General features: G+C 61.0%; 9 protein-coding genes, 2 tRNA genes, 3 rRNA genes and 1 pseudogene. 10 read left to right on the top strand and 5 right to left on the bottom strand.

Going from position 1 to position 16,651, the window contains the following annotated elements; all coding sequences use genetic code 11:
- Window positions 1-5 precede the first annotated feature (5 nt).
- Window positions 6-1,793, bottom strand: coding sequence for an alpha/beta hydrolase family protein (locus E3374_RS14135; protein WP_136689604.1), 1,788 nt, complete (start codon window positions 1,791-1,793; stop codon window positions 6-8).
- A 204-nt stretch (window positions 1,794-1,997) separates the two neighbouring features.
- On the opposite strand from E3374_RS14135, the gene E3374_RS14130 reads away from it, so the two are divergent.
- The 4 genes from E3374_RS14130 to E3374_RS14115 all read left to right on the top strand — a co-directional run bounded on the left by E3374_RS14130 (window position 1,998) and on the right by E3374_RS14115 (window position 7,590).
- A complete protein-coding gene (locus E3374_RS14130; RefSeq protein WP_169051863.1) occupies window positions 1,998-3,452 on the top strand; it encodes an MATE family efflux transporter in 1,455 nt (484 codons plus the stop codon).
- A 337-nt stretch (window positions 3,453-3,789) separates the two neighbouring features.
- Complete coding sequence (pheS, locus tag E3374_RS14125) at window positions 3,790-5,292, top strand: phenylalanine--tRNA ligase subunit alpha (RefSeq protein WP_136689603.1); 1,503 nt, start codon at window positions 3,790-3,792, stop codon at window positions 5,290-5,292.
- A complete protein-coding gene (gene pheT, locus E3374_RS14120; protein ID WP_136689602.1) occupies window positions 5,292-7,040 on the top strand; it encodes a phenylalanine--tRNA ligase subunit beta in 1,749 nt (582 codons plus the stop codon). Before pheS ends, pheT begins: the two co-directional genes overlap by 1 nt.
- A 328-nt stretch (window positions 7,041-7,368) precedes the next feature.
- Window positions 7,369-7,590, top strand: a complete 222-nt coding sequence (locus E3374_RS14115) for a hypothetical protein (RefSeq protein WP_136689601.1) — start codon at window positions 7,369-7,371, stop codon at window positions 7,588-7,590.
- Between the two features lie 36 nt (window positions 7,591-7,626).
- Here the strand turns inward: E3374_RS14115 and E3374_RS14110 are convergent, their stop codons facing one another.
- Together E3374_RS14110 and E3374_RS14105 are read right to left on the bottom strand one after the other, a co-directional pair.
- Complete coding sequence (locus E3374_RS14110; protein WP_136689600.1) at window positions 7,627-8,679, bottom strand: quinone-dependent dihydroorotate dehydrogenase; 1,053 nt, start codon at window positions 8,677-8,679, stop codon at window positions 7,627-7,629.
- Window positions 8,680-8,710: 31 nt separating this feature from the next.
- The gene (locus E3374_RS14105; protein WP_136689599.1) at window positions 8,711-8,908 is read right to left on the bottom strand and encodes an AbrB/MazE/SpoVT family DNA-binding domain-containing protein; all 198 of its coding nucleotides are present in this window, start codon (window positions 8,906-8,908) and stop codon (window positions 8,711-8,713) included.
- Window positions 8,909-9,163: 255 nt separating this feature from the next.
- On the opposite strand from E3374_RS14105, the gene E3374_RS14100 reads away from it, so the two are divergent.
- The 5 genes from E3374_RS14100 (at window position 9,164) to rrf (ending at window position 15,159) form a co-directional block, all read left to right on the top strand.
- On the top strand, window positions 9,164-9,475 hold the full coding sequence (locus E3374_RS14100) for a non-histone chromosomal MC1 family protein (protein ID WP_136689598.1): 312 nt from the start codon (window positions 9,164-9,166) through the stop codon (window positions 9,473-9,475).
- 688 nt (window positions 9,476-10,163) lie between these two features.
- Window positions 10,164-11,634, top strand: a 16S ribosomal RNA gene (locus E3374_RS14095).
- Window positions 11,635-11,733: 99 nt separating this feature from the next.
- A tRNA-Ala gene (locus E3374_RS14090) sits at window positions 11,734-11,805 on the top strand.
- A 199-nt stretch (window positions 11,806-12,004) separates the two neighbouring features.
- A 23S ribosomal RNA gene (locus E3374_RS14085) occupies window positions 12,005-14,922 on the top strand.
- 115 nt (window positions 14,923-15,037) lie between these two features.
- Window positions 15,038-15,159 (top strand): 5S ribosomal RNA (gene rrf / locus E3374_RS14080).
- Together the 16S, 23S and 5S rRNA genes with 1 tRNA gene alongside form the textbook arrangement of a ribosomal RNA operon.
- A 175-nt stretch (window positions 15,160-15,334) precedes the next feature.
- Here the strand turns inward: rrf and E3374_RS14075 are convergent.
- Window positions 15,335-15,547 carry a hypothetical protein gene (locus tag E3374_RS14075; protein WP_136689597.1) on the bottom strand — a complete coding sequence of 71 codons (213 nt, stop codon included), beginning with the start codon at window positions 15,545-15,547 and terminating at the stop codon, window positions 15,335-15,337.
- A gap of 427 nt (window positions 15,548-15,974) precedes the next feature.
- Between E3374_RS14075 and E3374_RS14070 the strand changes: the two genes are divergently transcribed.
- Window positions 15,975-16,050 (top strand) — tRNA-Cys (locus E3374_RS14070).
- Window positions 16,051-16,162: 112 nt separating this feature from the next.
- On the opposite strand, the pseudogene E3374_RS17760 reads toward E3374_RS14070, so the two are convergent.
- Window positions 16,163-16,420, bottom strand: a pseudogene (locus tag E3374_RS17760) (ERCC4 domain-containing protein); the annotation flags it as partial.
- Between the last annotated feature and the right edge of the window lie 231 nt (window positions 16,421-16,651).

The raw sequence follows: 16,651 nt of genomic DNA, 5'->3' as shown, positions 1-16,651 counted from the left end.
ACCGATCAGAAGATCGCGATCGGGTGGTGTGTCGCCGTCCCGGCAACGATGACCCAGGTGACGAACAGCGCGTTCGTGAACGCGCCTGTCCAGATGCGCCCCGTCTTCCGGAAGAAATACGTCGAAACCAGCGGGACGATCGACAGCAATACCAGGAACTGGAAGGCAACGATAGTCAGCAGGTCGACGCCAGCCGTCAGGAAGTTGTCCATCAGGTAGCCAGTTGTGAACAGCGTCCCGTACTGGACGGTAAGCAACAGCACGAACGGCCCGCCCACGAGTGCCCAGTTGGTTGCTATTTCCCTGCGGACGGACTCGTAGCCGTCGCGCGGGCGCAATTCACCGTGTAGCAGGATACCCAGTGCGATGAAGAACACGATGAATGGAATCAGGTACCGGAGGAAGATCCAGAACTGGAAGGTCTCCAACGGTCGGATCCCGAAGACCCAAAAGCGAAAGCCCTGTCCGGTCAGGTACTCCGTGATCGACAGCAGGAGGTACAGGCCACCGACGATGCCGATACTGACGAGGGCGGCTTTCCCGATCGTCCAGAGGCCATCGTCTGTTCCGAGGCCGTAGGACGCCCGGAGTTCGGCGAAAGACCCCTCGTTCATGTAGTGGAACGCGACGAAGCCAAGCAAGATCACGATGGCGTTGAAACTGGCCCACACCGCGACGCCGGTCGTGATCTGCTGAGGGAGCAAGGCACTCGTCGCGAACGTACTCGATCCCCACCCTTGGAGGTGGTAGTACGTGACGATGGGGAGGAAGAACGCGACCAACGCCGTCCCGATCCGGCCAGCACCTTCGAGACCGACTGAATCCGGGAGGTCTCGGCTGAATCCCGACGCTCTATCGTACCGCTCGACCAGCACCGACCCGAGCGGGAACATGAACAGGATCCCGCCAAACATCGCGATCAGGGTGCCCAGTTCTTTGAAGTACCAGGTCTGGTTGCCGGGCGGTAACGGATCCTCTCCTTCTAAGGTCTCCTGGAACCACTCGATCGAACCGGCGGTCGCAGTGGGTGAGAGGTGCAATCCAGCGTGAGTCCGGGCCGGCGTATACAGCCGCCGGGCTGTTCCATCCTCGATAGACCCGTAGGTCTCATCCTCCTGGATCGTCGAATCCGTCCCGAAGACGTTCTGTAGCTTCGCGCTATCCGGGACATTCTGAGCTTTGTCAACTGCCCACATGTACCGGAACTCCTCGTATTCCCCGTAGATCACCGCGAGGTTGCGCGGGAACTCGGGCGACCCGGGGGGCGCGCCGAACGATCCCGTCGAGGATCCCGCTAACACCATCGACTCGTAGCCGTCAGGGTGGACGGCCGCGGCGACGACGCTCGCCCATCCACCCATCGAGTGGCCTTCGAGTCCGATATTGTCCGTGTCGACCATCGACAACGACCGGAGATATTCCAGGGCCGGTGGACCGCCGAACCCATGAGCGAATGCCGGTGGATCGGACCCGCCGTGACCCGTCTGATCGATCGAGAGCACGACGAACCCACGTCTGGCGTACTCGATCGCGAACGGAGACTGCGTCTCGTGATAGTTGATGTAACCGTGGGTTGCGAGGATCGCTGGCGCCGGGTCGGCCGTCGAGACGCCGGGCGGGATGTACAATTCACCACTCATCATCGTTCCGTTGGTGGCCTCGAACTGCACGTCCCGGACCTCTACCGTCTGGCCGTCCGTCTCCACCCAGTATGCTGTTCCAGTTCCAACTAACACCAACACGAGCGCGACGATGAATAGCGTTGTTCGTGTATCATGCTCTGAAAGCGCCATTCCACCGTCATCATCACATACTAAATATAACAATCTTTGGTAGGAATAAGTCGCTATGCCCTCGAATTCGAAGGCGACCTGACGACATCGGCAGGCTACTGCCAGCGTGCCTTCTCCAATGAGAAGGCCTTTTTCAGGGGACGGACTACGATCTATTACTTCGTGTCTCGCCTCCCGTCGTCGGTCGACAGCGCCGTCCAGTCGATCAAGCGCGCCGGTTCTCGCGCCAATCCCGTCCGTGGCGTCATCCTCCTGATCGGTCTCGGACTCGCCCGTCTGGGACTCATCGACGCCTCGCGGGCACGCCGAGCGACGGATCTCTCCTGGCCGCGCGTCGTCACCGGGATCGCCCGCATGTCGAAGAACGCCGCCGACGTGGCCATGGTCGGGGCGGCCTCTGGACTCGTGGCTAACGACGCCATCTCCGGGGTCGGCCTGGCCGGTCCCTTCTGGGGACTGGCCTTCGCCTTCGGCGGCGGATTCGCCGCCGGGACGATCGCTCTGGTCTCTCAACGGTTCGGCGCGGAAGAGTTCGCCCAGTTGAGTCAGGCCGTCCGTTCGAGTTTCGTAGTGGTCGTCGCGGTGACGATCCCTATCGGCGCGGCGTTCTGGCTGTTCCCCGAACGACTGATCGGCCTGCTCAACAGCGATGCACAGGTCGTCGAGTACGGCTCGACGTATCTCAAGATCCTTGGACTCGGCGTACCCTTCGCTGCGCTCAATCTCGTGGGCAGCCGCGTCCTCATCGGTGCCGACGACGCCCAGATCCCGATGATACTCCGTGGTGGCGGTGCGATCCTCAACATCGTCCTCAACGGCGTGTTCATTTTCGGGATGGGAATGGGCGTGGCCGGTGCAGCCTGGGGGACCGTTCTGGCGAACATCCTCGTCACGACGCTGTTCGTCGTCGGTCTGATCGCCGGCTGGCTCCCCGGTATCGGCCAGTTCCCGGTGTCGGTCTCGCCACGCGGGACGTACTTCCACCGGGAGGACATCACCGACGTCGTCTCGATCGGGACACCCGTCGTCGGACGGAACATGACCTGGACGGTCGCTCGCTTCCCCATGCTGTTCATCGTCGGCATGTTCGGGACGACTGTACTGGCGGCCTACACTGTCTCCCGACGGATCTGGGGACTCATGAACGTCCCCGGCTGGGGTTTCGGGCTCGCGGCATCCAGTCTCGTGGGCCAGCATCTCGGGACGGACGACGAGGAGACCGCCGCCACGTACGGCCGGGAGATCGTCCTGATGGCGGTCGCGACCTACGCAGTCTCGGCGGCGGTCGTCGCGGCAGTCGCGCGCCCGGCTGTGGTCACGTTCGGCACCGAGGCCGGGGCCGTCCCCATTGCCGTCGGCATGGTCTTTGCCGGTTGCCTCGCGATCATTCCCCAGGGGGTCAACAGCACCATCGCCGGGGCCCTGGACGCCAGTGGCGACACAAACTGGCCGTTCGTCTACCAGGCGCTGGGCGTGTTCGCCGTCTCGATCCCTGCCGCCTACCTCGGCGCGACCACACCGATCGGCGTCTGGGGGATCTACGTCGCCTTCCTCGGCGAGACACTCGTCCCCGCTGTCGGGAACTACTACCGCTTCTCGACGGGCAAGTGGAAGGCCATCAGCCGGGAGTACCGCCCCGAGACGGCGCTGGACGATTGAGTTCCGCGGCGCTCAGACGACGGAACGTTTTTGTGTGGCGGCTTACCAACCCACGGGTATGGCACCGAACGCCCAGTTGCGGTGGATCGTCAGCCAGCCGCGAGTCGATCGGGTGTTCGACTTATAACGTGTTCTGACGACCGGTGGACTTCCCGACCCGGACGCCAACTGGGCGGGGACGAAACCGATCGGCCGGGCTCGTTGACGGTCTGCTGACCGTCAACGCGACTCGCGGTTCCGAAGTCACCGCTCGTCATAACGTGGCCCTCGCTCCGCTCGGCCACGCTCCGAGTAAGAACCGTTAACTGAGCAACCCCAGTGTATCCGACAACAACTGATGGAACTCCCGAGCGACCAACTCGCGGTCGTCGAAGCCGCGAGCGCAGACGACCGACGCACCGTCGAGCAACTGAGCGAGGAGACGGACCTGGCCACCGTGGCAGTAACTCGCGCTGCCTTCGAACTCGAAGACGAAGGGCTGGTCACCGTCATCGAGACGACCGACGAAACCGTCTCGCTGACCGAGGAGGGCCAATCGTACCTCGAATCCGGCCTGCCCGAACACCGACTCTACCGGGCCGCCCTCGAACAGGGGGTCGACGAGGACAGCGTCTCGATGGGCGAGGTCATCGGGACCGCCGATCTGGACGGCGACGCCGTCGACATTGCCCTCTCGAACTTCGCCCGGAAGGGCTTCGGCGAGATCGACGCGGGCGAGATCACCGCCGAACCCGACGTCGATCTCGACGCCGACGCGGAAGCGACCGCCCTTGAGACCATCGACGCAGGTGGCTCCGTCGAAGACGACGTTCTCGATCAACTGGACCGGCGCGGACTGATCGAGCGTTCCGAGCGCACCGTCCGGTCGGTCGAACTCACCGACGCGGGCGTGACGGAACTCATGGCCGGGATCGAGGAGGCCCAGGAAGTGGATCGCCTGACGCCGGAACTCCTCACCAGCGGCGAGTGGGAAACCGTCGAGTTCGCCGACTACAACGTCGAAGCCGACGCCGAAGCGATCGACGGCGGGAAGGTCCATCCGCTGCGTGGGATGGCCGAGCGCGTCAAGGAGGTCCTCGTCGGGATGGGCTTCGAGGAGATGGAAGGCCCCCACGCTGACGCGGAGTTCTGGATCAACGACGCGCTGTTCATGCCTCAGGATCATCCCGCGCGCACGCATTGGGACCAGTTCGCCCTCGATGTACCGCCGATGGATGACCTACCTGACGACATCCGCGAGGCCGTCGAACGCGCTCATCGCGAGGGGGTCGGCGAGGACGGCGAGGGGTATCACTCGCCGTGGGGCGAGGAGATGGCCCGCCAGGTCGACCTGCGGGGACACACCACGTCACTCTCTGCCCGCCATCTTGCGGGCGTCGCGAAAGGCGACCTCGAACCTCCCCAGCGTTTCTTCTCCGTCGAGAAGGCCTACCGCAACGACGAGATCGACGCGACCCACCTCCTGGAGTTCTTCCAGATCGAGGGCTGGGTGATGGCCGAGGATCTCTCCGTCCGGGACCTGATGGGCACGTTCACCGAATTCTACGAACAGTTCGGCATCACTGACCTGGAGTTCAAACCGACGTATAACCCCTACACGGAGCCGAGTTTCGAACTGTTTGGCGAGCATCCCGTCACGGGCGAGGTCGTCGAGATCGGCAACTCCGGGCTCTTCCGCCCGGAGTTGCTCGAACCACTCGGCGTCGAGTGTGACGTGATGGCCTGGGGACTGGCCCTCGAACGCCTTATGATGCTCGTCACCGGGGCCGAGGACATCCGGGACGTCCACGGGACGCTCGTGGATCTCGAGTACCTGCGCAACGAGGAGGTGCGTTACTGATGCCCACCGTCGACATCGATACCGACGAACTCCGCGAACTGACCGGTCACGACGAAAAGAGCGACGCTGACCTTCGCGCCGATCTCTTCGAACTCGGCCTGGAGTACGAGGGCGAGACCGACGAGGGCGAATTGCGCTTCGAGTTCGAACCCGACCGCCTCGATCGTCTCTCCGTCGAGGGGGTCGCCCGGTCGCTGCGCTACCAGTACGGCGACGATCGGGGCGTCTACGTCCCAAAGACCAACGACGCCGACTGGACCATCCGCGTCGAGGACGTACCTGAGGAACGCCCGTACGTCACGGGTGCGATCGTCCGCGGGCTCGATCTCGACGACGCGGCGCTGGACTCGTTGATCCAGCTCCAGGAGAAACTCCACGCCACGATGGGTCGCAAGCGTGCGAAGGGTGCGATCGGGGTACACGACCTGACGATGCTGAAAGGCGGCGAGGCCAGTGGCGATTCCGAGAAATCCATCCGCTACACCGGGATCGCCCGCGACGGCGAGGAGTTCGTGCCACTCGAAGGCGACGTAGCGATGACGCCAGGTGAGGTCCTTTTCGAGCACCACATCGGCACGGAATACGCCGATCTCGTTGCCGAGTACGACAGCGTGCCGGCGATCTACGACTCGATCGGGTTGTTCTCGTTCCCGCCCGTGGTCAACGGCCGTCGGACTCAAGTCTCGACCGACTCGCGGGACCTGTTTATCGAGATGACCGGCACCGACCAGTGGACGATCGACCACATGCTCAACGTCGTCTGCTACGCCTTGGACGCGCGCGGCGGCACGATCGAGGATGTCCGCGTCGAGTACGAGGACGCACCCGCAGAGTACGGTGCTGAGCTGGTCCGGCCGGACTTTTCGACGAAGACGAAGACGGTCGCCCACGACCGCATCGAGCGCACGCTGGGGATCGAACTCGCAGAGGAGGACGTGATCGATCTCCTCGAGCGGTCGGGACTGGACGGGGAGATCGCCGACAGTACAGGCCAAGCCACGGATATCGACGACGAACCGGCCTACGACGTGACGATCCCGCCATACCGGGTCGACGTGCTCCACCCTTTCGACGTGATCGACGATATCGGGCGGGCCTACGGGTTCAACGAACTCGAACCGTGCTATCCCGCGGTCGGAACGATCGGCGGGCGACACGAGCGTGCCCGCCTCGAGGAGGCCGTCCGGACCGCTCTCGTCGGCCTCGGGTTCCAGGACCTGCTCAACTTCCACCTCACGAGCGAGGCGGAACTACACGATCGGATGGGACTGGATTCGGGGACTGACGTCCTGGGTGGCGGCGAACCCGTGGCGATCAGAAACCCCTACAGCGAGGACTACACGGTCGTCCGAACGTGGATCCTCCCCTCGATCATGCAGGTACTCTCGAACAATACCCACCGACGCTACCCCCAGGACCTCTCGGAGGTCGGGTTCGTCGCCCGTCGCGACGATGAGGAGAACACAGGCGTCGCCGAGGCCCGCCACGTCGCGGGCGCGCTCGCGCGTCACGACGTGTCCTACGAGGACGCCAAAGCACGTCTCCAGGCACTGGTCGCTGACTTCGGTGTCGATCTGGAGACGCCCCCGACGGCACACCCGTCGTTCATCGACGGCCGGACTGCGGCCGTGGAGATAGACGGCGATGCGGTCGGCGTGATCGGTGAACTCCACCCGGCAGTTCTCGTCGAACACGATCTGGAACTCCCGGTGGTGGCCTTCGAGTTTGACCTGGCGGTGCTTCGGTAGGCGGTTTTCCCCACCGGGAGCGCAAGCGCTCCCGAGCCTACACTCGCTTCGCCCGCGTGGACCACGTTTTGCGCGAGAAGGGGCTCCCCGCCAGTGACCGTTCGTGTCCGAACCCCCTCCGGAATCGATGAGTTCGCGCAGCTACTGCTCACTTATTGAACGTTCTCTTCCCCTATTGAATATTAATATAACGTATCGTGTATTATTTTTCACCAAAAGATGGGATTTTCACTCGAATACGACTCTTGACTCAGGGATTGGCCAATATTTCCGGTACAGTCCGGTATTTGTGTGTGCCACTCTCACAGTGAGACAGGAGACACAGCGTATGTCAACGACCGACGATACCGGTTCAGAGGCGACGTTCGATCCCCCGGCGGACGCTCCGGGTGACGAGGATCCGTCGATCGAAATCGATCGAGCCTACGACGAACGCGAGGATCCAACTATCATGACAGTCTTCCCGGCCGACGCAGAGTGGCCGGAGATCGGAACGACCTGGATCAGTGTCGACGTCGAACACGCTGTCCCGGTAAGTGACTACCGCTGAGAACGTCTGGGGCCCTGTTTTTCGATCTATGGCGGTTCAGAGGTCTGCCCCGACCGCGTCCTCGACGGTATCGAAGCCGTCCCTCTCTAGCAACGTCGCCAGTCCACGGTTGACATCTCGGGCGATGGTCGGCCCGCGGTAAATGAAACCCGTGTAGATCTGGACCAGGCTCGCGCCTGCCCTGATCTTCCGGTAAGCATCTGCTGCCGTGAACACGCCACCGACACCGATCACGGGTACGTCCGTCCGTCGGGCGACGAACTGGACCATCTCTGTCGCCTCGGCCTCGAGGGGCTTCCCCGAGAGACCGCCCTCCTCGACGCGGTCCGGACTCGTGAGCGTCTCGGGGCGATCGGTCGTCGTATTAGTTGCGACGACGCCGTCGAGGTCGAACTCCTCAACCAGTTCTAACGCGTCTTCGATCGCGGGCTCGGGAAGGTCGGGCGAGAGTTTGACCAGAAGTGGGCTCGCGCCAGCCTCTGTCAGTTCCGCGAAGATGTCGGCCATCGACTCGCGATTCTGCAACTCCCGGATTCCCGGCGAGTTCGGACAGGAGACGTTGACGACGAAGAAGTCTCCGCCTGTAGCCACCCGTTCGTAGGTCTCTCGGTAATCCGCCGCGGCTTCCTCCATGGCCACGTCTTCGGTCTTACCGAGGTTTACTCCGATCGGGTGTGACACGTCCGTTTCGGCCAGGCGCCTCCCCACGACGGCCGCGCCGGGGTTGTTCAACCCCATCCGGTTGATGATCGCCTCGTCATCGACGAGTCTGAACACGCGCGGACGTGGGTTGCCCTCCTGGGGTTCGGCGGTGACGCCCCCGACTTCGACGTGGCCAAAGCCCAACGCTTGCAGGGCGCCCGGTGCCTGTGCGGTCTTGTCAAAGCCCGCAGCCACGCCGATCGGGTTCGGGAACGTCTCGCCAAACGCCGAGACCCGGAGACGATCGTCCTCGACGACGAACGCCTGTTCGAGAACGGATTCGATCGGCGTCCCGTCGACGACGGCAAGCCCGCCGTCGGCTAACCAGTGAGCGGTTTCCGGAGATAACTGGAACAATAGCGGCTTGACGATGTCGTACAGTGTCATGGATGGGGTCGTCTCCGTGCCGTCGATGGCGTCAGAACTCGTGTTCGACGTCCTCCGGATTCGCCTTCTGGATGATGATCTTGTTGTCCCGAACCCGTACGAACACCTCGTCGCCGATCTCCAGTCCGGCAACGGCCAGCTCGTCCTCGTGGAGATTGATGTGGACGTTGTGGTACTCCCCGTCCTCGTCTTTCGCGCCACTCGGGCTGAGCTTCTTCTTGCGCACCATCGCGGTATCTCACCCTGTGGCTCGCCGGACCACGTACTTAAGTTTACCGTGCCGGGTCCGTCCCTTGTGCCGTCCGGTGTCTGTTTTTCCTGCTGCGCGCGGGCGAGCGCCGCAATCACTGTTCTGGTGGGCGTTTTCGCCAAATATCGCGGACGGTCAGTTCATCAGATAAATACTTTGTGTCACCCGCCCCCCGAATCGGGGGGTATTTTTATAATGGGTCATGTTCTGAGTTGACATGGAGCGTCGAAAACCATGGCACGCGATACGGACAAGCGTAACTTTGCGCTGCGTGAGGAAGACGGTACAGAGTCGAGCGTCTTCTCGGGGGGTACCCCTCGGCAGGCCGCTCTGAAAGCAGCCCGTCGGCTCGAACCGGCACCGAGCGAGGGCGATGCGGACCCGGAATCGATTCGGCTCCGCGAGAAGGGCACAAAGAAGGTCCATGTCTACGAAGGGTGGGCGTGGGAAGAGGAAGCACCAGACGACAAGCCGGACTGGATGCCGGGCGACATCACGAAGGGTAACGTCTCCAAGCAGGGCGTCGAGCATCTCGAGGAGATCTGATCGGGTCGTCTCACCGGCACATTTTCCTCTGAAGCGTCGACCGTGAGCCGATACGTTCTCGGCCGTCGACGGACAAACTCGAGTGCGCGGCTCCCACTCGGCGCGACTGTCCGTGCACGACGCACGAGATGACCTGCCGACCTCCGGCCGCGCGACACCGCTATCGACCAGTCGTGGATTCACTGCCTAGTCCATCTCAAATGAGGCCGGTGTGTCACGGTACGACATCCCTCCATGCTTGTAATCGCATGACGTGGCGGGCCTCCTTCGACGGGCTTAAGTATTAACCTCCCATCTGAGTAGATACGCAGCGACGAAGGGCGGTCGGCGCCCCTCCGGTCGCGTCGTGCCACTCGCGTGGTGCGATTCAATCCGACGCCCTTAAGTGTAACAGGGCATTCCGGATTGAATACGAACGCGGCTTGGACGGGGCTCGACTCGCCCCGGTCGCGACGGACCATCCGAACGTCAGTTCGGGGCCGACTCGAAGGGTTTATAGCCCTTCCCGGTCTACGATGTGGTCCGGAAGACATGAGGATTCCACCCCTGCGGTCCGCCGTATAGATGGGATCTGATGTTAGCCCTGGTAGTTCGGTGACACCCGACTGGGTGTCAGCGAACGTGCTTACGATAGCGATCACACCCTTCTGGGTGTGTTCCCGCCTAACCCTCCCCATTCCGGGGAGACATTCCGGTTGATCCTGCCGGAGGCCATTGCTATCGGAGTCCGATTTAGCCATGCTAGTCGCACGGGTTTAGACCCGTGGCATATAGCTCAGTAACACGTGGCCAAACTACCCTGTGGACAGAGATACCCTCGGGAAACTGAGGTTAATCTCTGATACGGTTCGCATGCTGGAGTGCAGCGAACTGGAAACGTTCCGGCGCCACAGGATGTGGCTGCGGCCGATTAGGTAGACGGTGGGGTAACGGCCCACCGTGCCAATAATCGGTACGGGTCATGAGAGTGAGAGCCCGGAGACGGTATCTGAGACAAGATGCCGGGCCCTACGGGGCGCAGCAGGCGCGAAACCTTTACACTGCACGACAGTGCGATAGGGGGACTCCGAGTGCGAGGGCATATAGTCCTCGCTTTTCTGTACCGTAAGGTGGTACAAGAATAAGGGCTGGGCAAGACCGGTGCCAGCCGCCGCGGTAATACCGGCAGCCCGAGTGATGGCCGCTATTATTGGGCCTAAAGCGTCCGTAGCCGGCCAGACAAGTCCGTTGGGAAATCGGCGCGCTCAACGCGTCGGCGTCCGGCGGAAACTGTCTGGCTTGGGGCCGGAAGACCTGAGGGGTACGTCCGGGGTAGGAGTGAAATCCCGTAATCTCGGACGGACCGCCGGTGGCGAAAGCGCCTCAGGAAGACGGACCCGACGGTGAGGGACGAAAGCCAGGGTCTCGAACCGGATTAGATACCCGGGTAGTCCTGGCCGTAAACGATGCTCGCTAGGTGTGCCGCAGGCTACGAGCCTGCGCTGTGCCGTAGGGAAGCCGCGAAGCGAGCCGCCTGGGAAGTACGTCTGCAAGGATGAAACTTAAAGGAATTGGCGGGGGAGCACTACAACCGGAGGAGCCTGCGGTTTAATTGGACTCAACGCCGGACATCTCACCAGCACCGACAGTAGCAGTGACGGTCAGTCTGATGAGCTTACCTGAGCTACTGAGAGGAGGTGCATGGCCGCCGTCAGCTCGTACCGTGAGGCGTCCTGTTAAGTCAGGCAACGAGCGAGACCCGCACTCCTAGTTGCCAGCAGCATCTCGCGATGGCTGGGTACACTAGGAGGACTGCCGCTGCCAAAGCGGAGGAAGGAACGGGCAACGGTAGGTCAGTATGCCCCGAATGTGCTGGGCGACACGCGGGCTACAATGGCCGGGACAGTGGGACGCCAGTCCGAGAGGACGCGCTAATCCCCGAAACCCGGTCGTAGTTCGGATTGAGGGCTGAAACTCGCCCTCATGAAGCTGGATTCGGTAGTAATCGCGTGTCAGAAGCGCGCGGTGAATCCGTCCCTGCTCCTTGCACACACCGCCCGTCAAATCACCCGAGTGGGGTCCGGATGAGGCCGTCATGCGACGGTCGAATCTGGGCTCCGCAAGGGGGATTAAGTCGTAACAAGGTAGCCGTAGGGGAATCTGCGGCTGGATCACCTCCTACTGACCGGGACTGGGGCGTTGCCCCAGCCCACCACGCACGTTCGCCGACAGGCAGTCGGGCACCTATGAACTACCAGGGCTAACATTGTACGGCGGATGGGCCCATAGCTCAGTGGTAGAGTGCCTCCTTTGCAAGGAGGATGCCCTGGGTTCGAATCCCAGTGGGTCCATACTTCGTGCCCGATCGAATCCGTGCCCCTTAAGTGGGTCACGGCATTCGATTCCGGGTACGGACGACCGATGCACCATCCCGCGTCAAGGCGTGGATGGGAAGGGTTGATGCACGCACTGCCACCGACAGGCGTGTAAATGACACCGCGTGTACGTGCGATCCAGGCGTCCACTGGACGCGTTACGTCGAGTTCATACTCGACGTGGCTGCTATGTCAGCTGGTGGATGGCTCGGCTCGGGCGCCGACGAAGGGCGTGCCAAGCTGCGATAAGCTCGGGGGAGCCGCACGGAGGCGTAGAACCCGAGATTCCCGAATGGGAACTCCTCATCGCAATTGCCTTGCGCAATGGGGAACGCCGAGAACTGAAACATCTCAGTATCGGCAGGAAGAGAAAACGAACGTGATGTCGTTAGTAACCGCGAGTGAACGCGACACAGTCCAAACCGAAGCCCTCACGGGCAATGTGGTGTGTGGACTGGCACTCATCGTCGGAACGTCCTCTTGAAGTCTCCTGGAACGGAGCGCGATACAGGGTGACAGCCCCGTAACGAGGTCAAGTACGACGTGCGCCAGTTCCCGAGTATCGGGGGTTGGAAATCCCTCGTGAATTTGGCAGGCATCTACTGCTAAGACTAAATACGTCCCGAGACCGATAGCGAACAAGTAGCGTGAGCGAACGCTGAAAAGTACCCTCAGAAGGGAGGCGAAATAGGGCCTGAAATCAGTTGACGATGGAGCGACTGGGCACAAAAGGTCTCTCGATAAACGACCTATCCGCGAGGATACAGTAGGAATCGAGAGAAGCCGGTGTTCAGTCGTACGTTTTGAAAAACGAACCAGGGAGTGTGCTTGTATGGCGAGTCTAACCCGATCATCGGGGAAGGCATAGGGAAACCGACATGGCCGCAGTGCTTTGCACGAGGGCCGCCGTCTTCAAGGGCGGGGAGTCATACGGGCACGACCCGAATCCGGACGATCTACGCATGGACAAGGTGAAGCGTGGCGAAAGCTACGTGGAAGCCTGTTAGAGTTGGTGTCCTACAATACCCTCTCGTGATCTATGTGTAGGGGTGAAAGGCCCATCGAGTCCGGCAACAGCTGGTTCCAACCGAAACATGTCGAAGCATGACCTTCGCCGAGGTAGTCCGTGGGGTAGAGCGACCGATTGCCGTGTCCGCCTCCGAGAGGAGTCGGCGCGGCTGTCAAACTCCGAACCTACGGACGCTGTCGACGCGAGGAGTCCGGTATGCGGGGTAAGCCTGTGTACCGTGAGGGAGACAACCCAGAGCTGGGTTAAGGTCCCCAAGTGTGGACTAAGTGCGATCGAAGGTGGTCTCAAGCCCTAGACAGCCGGGAGGTGAGCTTAGAAGCAGCTACCCTCCAAGAAAAGCGTAACAGCTTACCGGCCGAGGTTTGAGGCGCCCAAAATGATCGGGGCTCAAGTCCACCACCGATACCTAGCCACACCCGTCACAGGGTGGCTGTGTAGGTTGGCGTTCTGCGCGGGTGGAAGCACGGGTGAGAACTCGTGTGGACCGCGTAGAAACGAAAATCCTGGTCTTAGTAGCAGCGAAAGTCGGGTTAGAATCCTGACGGCCGAAAGAGCAAGGGTTCCTCGGCACTGTTCGTCAGCCGAGGGTTAGCCGATCCTAAGATCCGTCGCAACTCGAGCGGATCGAACGGGAAACTGGTTAATATTCCAGTGCCACCGTACATTCAATGTCGACGCCTCGGGGTAGACCGAGCCGGGCACTCGCCCGGTCGAATCGTCAAAGCTCGTGGAAGCCGTAATGGCACGAAGCGGGCGAACGGCGAGATAGAGAAATTTGGTTCAACCTGGGGCCCATGAAAAGACAGTACGGTGCTCGTACCCAGCACCGACACAGGTGCTCTGGCGGAGAAAGCCAAGGCCTGTCGGGATCAATCGACGTTAGGGAATTCGGCAATTTAGCCCCGTAAGTTCGCGATAAGGGGTACCTGCTCGGGGAACGAGCAGGTCGCAGTGACTTGGAGGCTCGGACTGTCTAGTAACAACATAGGTGACCGCAAATCCGCAAGGACTCGTACGGTCACTGAATCCTGCCCAGTGCGGGTATCTGAACACCTAGTACAATAGGACGAAGGACCCGTCAACGGCGGGGGTAACTATGACCCTCTTAAGGTAGCGTAGTACCTTGCCGCTTCAGTAGCGGCTTGCATGAATGGATTAACCAGAGCCTCGCTGTCCCAACGTTGAGCCCGGTGAACAGTACATTCCAGTGCGGAGTCTGGAGACCCCCAAGGGGAAGCGAAGACCCTATGGAGCTTTACTGCAGGCTGTCGCTGAGACATGGTCGCTAATGTGCAGCATAGGTAGGAGACATTACACAGGTACGTGCGCCAGCACGCCACCGAGTCAACATTGAAATACTACCCGTTAGTGACTGTGACTCTCACTCCGGGAGGAGGACACCGATAGCCGGGCAGTTTGACTGGGGCGGTACGCGCTCGAAAGAATATCGAGCGCGCCCTAAGGCCATCTCATCCGGGTCAGAGATCCGGAGAAGAGCGCAAGAGCAAAAGATGGCTTGACAGTGTTCTTCCCAACGAGGAACGCTGACGTGAAAGCGTGGTCTAGCGAACTCATTTGCCCGCTTGATGCGGGCAATGAATGACAGAAAAGCTACCCTAGGGATAACAGAGTCGTCACTCGCAAGAGCACATATCGACCGAGTGGCTTGCTACCTCGATGTCGGTTCCCTCCATCCTGCCCGTGCAGAAGCGGGCAAGGGTGAGGTTGTTCGCCTATTAAAGGAGGTCGTGAGCTGGGTTTAGACCGTCGTGAGACAGGTCGGCTGCTATCTATTGGGGGTGTTTGGTACCTGACGGGAACGACCGTATAGTACGAGAGGAACTACGGTTGGTGGCCACTGGTGTACCGGTTGTTCGAGAGAGCATTGCCGGGCAGCCACGCCACACGGGGTAACGGCTGAACGCATCTAAGCCGGAAACCCACCCGGAAAAGAGGTACCGCTGAGGTTGCTCGTAGAAGACGAGTTCGATAGACTCGGGGTGTACGCACCGAGGTAACGAGGTGTTTAGCCCGCGAGAACTAACTGACCGAAGCCACCATTCATACCGCATGTGAACGCGACGTAGTCGCGTCCAGGCGCAAACTGGATCGCACGTACACGTGGTTGTGCATCGACCGATCGCTGGCCTCGCGTGGTTCGATTCCACGGATCGGCGTTAAGGCGGCCATAGCGGCGGGGCAACACCCGTACCCGTTCCGAACACGGAAGTTAAGCCCGCCTGCGTTCCGGTGAGTACTGGAGTGGGAGACCCTCTGGGAAATTCGGTTCGCCGCCTCCATTCATACCACATTCAACCCATCCGGGAGAGACATCTGTCTCCTCCGGGTGGGTTTTTCGTCGTTATGGACGAGCAGCGACTCTTCTGGATGTTACCGACGCCTCGTGAGCAACAACATGACCGACAAGCAGTGGATAGCGCGGGAAGTAACGGTCAACAGACGACGAGAAATCCACTAGGCACTCGCTCGAGAATCTTCTGCGTTACCAATCGCGACGAAGAGGCCGCCGGCAACAGTCAACAGCAACGTACTGAGGCCGCCGGGAATGTCACCAGTACTCAGTAGCCAGCCGGCAACGCCCAGGCTCGCGACGATCAGGACGGCACCGAGCGCGATCAGATGCGACGTACTATGCTCGTCGGGGAACGTTCGGTCGAGTGTCGACATGTACGCGTCCCTATGGGGAGAACGCCCAAGAACGTTTTTACGTCCTGATAAATTTGGGTCGATTGTGTTCAATTGTTGGGGATTGAGTGGGATAGCGGGCTTTTGGTGGGGATAGTGATCTCTCACGCAATCGTCACTCGTTCACTGTCGGCGGTCGCTACTCGAAAACCTCACTCGACAGACTGGTGAGTGTATACTGCGCTAAGGTGGCAGAGTCTGGCCGAACGCAGCGGCCTGCAGTTCCGGAGCGCAAAGCGCTCCGACCTTCGCGAACGTTGCGTTCGCTTCGTTCTGACAGACTCACTTCGTTCGTCTGTCAACGTCGCGCGCTCTTTCATCGCGTGCGACAGCCACCAATCGCCGGCATCAAACGCGATGTCGGCCAGAACACAACTCATAAATCGTTGCGTCGAAGAGTTTTATACGCGCCAAGGTGGCAGAGTCCGGCCGAACGCAGCGGCCTGCAGAGCCGCCCATCGCCGGTTCAAATCCGGCCCTTGGCTCTCACACATTCCCTAAAATCCAAGACGACGATGTCTTGGCGCGTCTCGCTTTTGACGTCGGTATATCGGAAAGTAGACAGAAAGCTCAACCGAACAAGTTGTCGTGTCGGACTTACTCACGTCGTCGGAGCAAACTGTGACGAACGAGGAGGAGATACGCACACAGTTCGGCTCGTCGGCGTGACTCGGCGAAATGGAACGCAACGTTGTAGTGACGAGTCCATGCCGAGAGGGTGCCCACGATTTGATTCGGATGAATGTCCCGCCACGTCATACAGCCGCGATTGCGAAGCAGGGTTTCCCAGGAAGTCTCGACGACGACAATAAGGGGCTGTAGCCACTCCGCGGCCCGCTGTAGCTCGGAGATGAATCGGTCTCGTTCCCACGTGAGTGCAGTGAGGAAGTCCTGACAGGACTTGCGTTCGACCGCGAACTATGGCTGATAGGTGTTTGCCCCTGGGTCGTGTGTACAGTCGGCTGGGGCGGCATAGTCTCCGGTCGAGAGTGTCACGTCGCACGTCTCGACCAGAGGGTATTGAACGTCCACGGGCGCTGTTCGCGCGTATCCCGAAGGATCGCTGTTGGAATCGGACCTTTCTCT

This window comes from Halorhabdus amylolytica (genome assembly GCF_004944975.1).
Classification (GTDB): Archaea; Halobacteriota; Halobacteria; order Halobacteriales; family Haloarculaceae; genus Halorhabdus; species Halorhabdus amylolytica.
The sequence above is the reverse complement of the archived record's forward strand: the minus strand, read 5'-3'. Positions and strand labels throughout refer to the sequence as shown.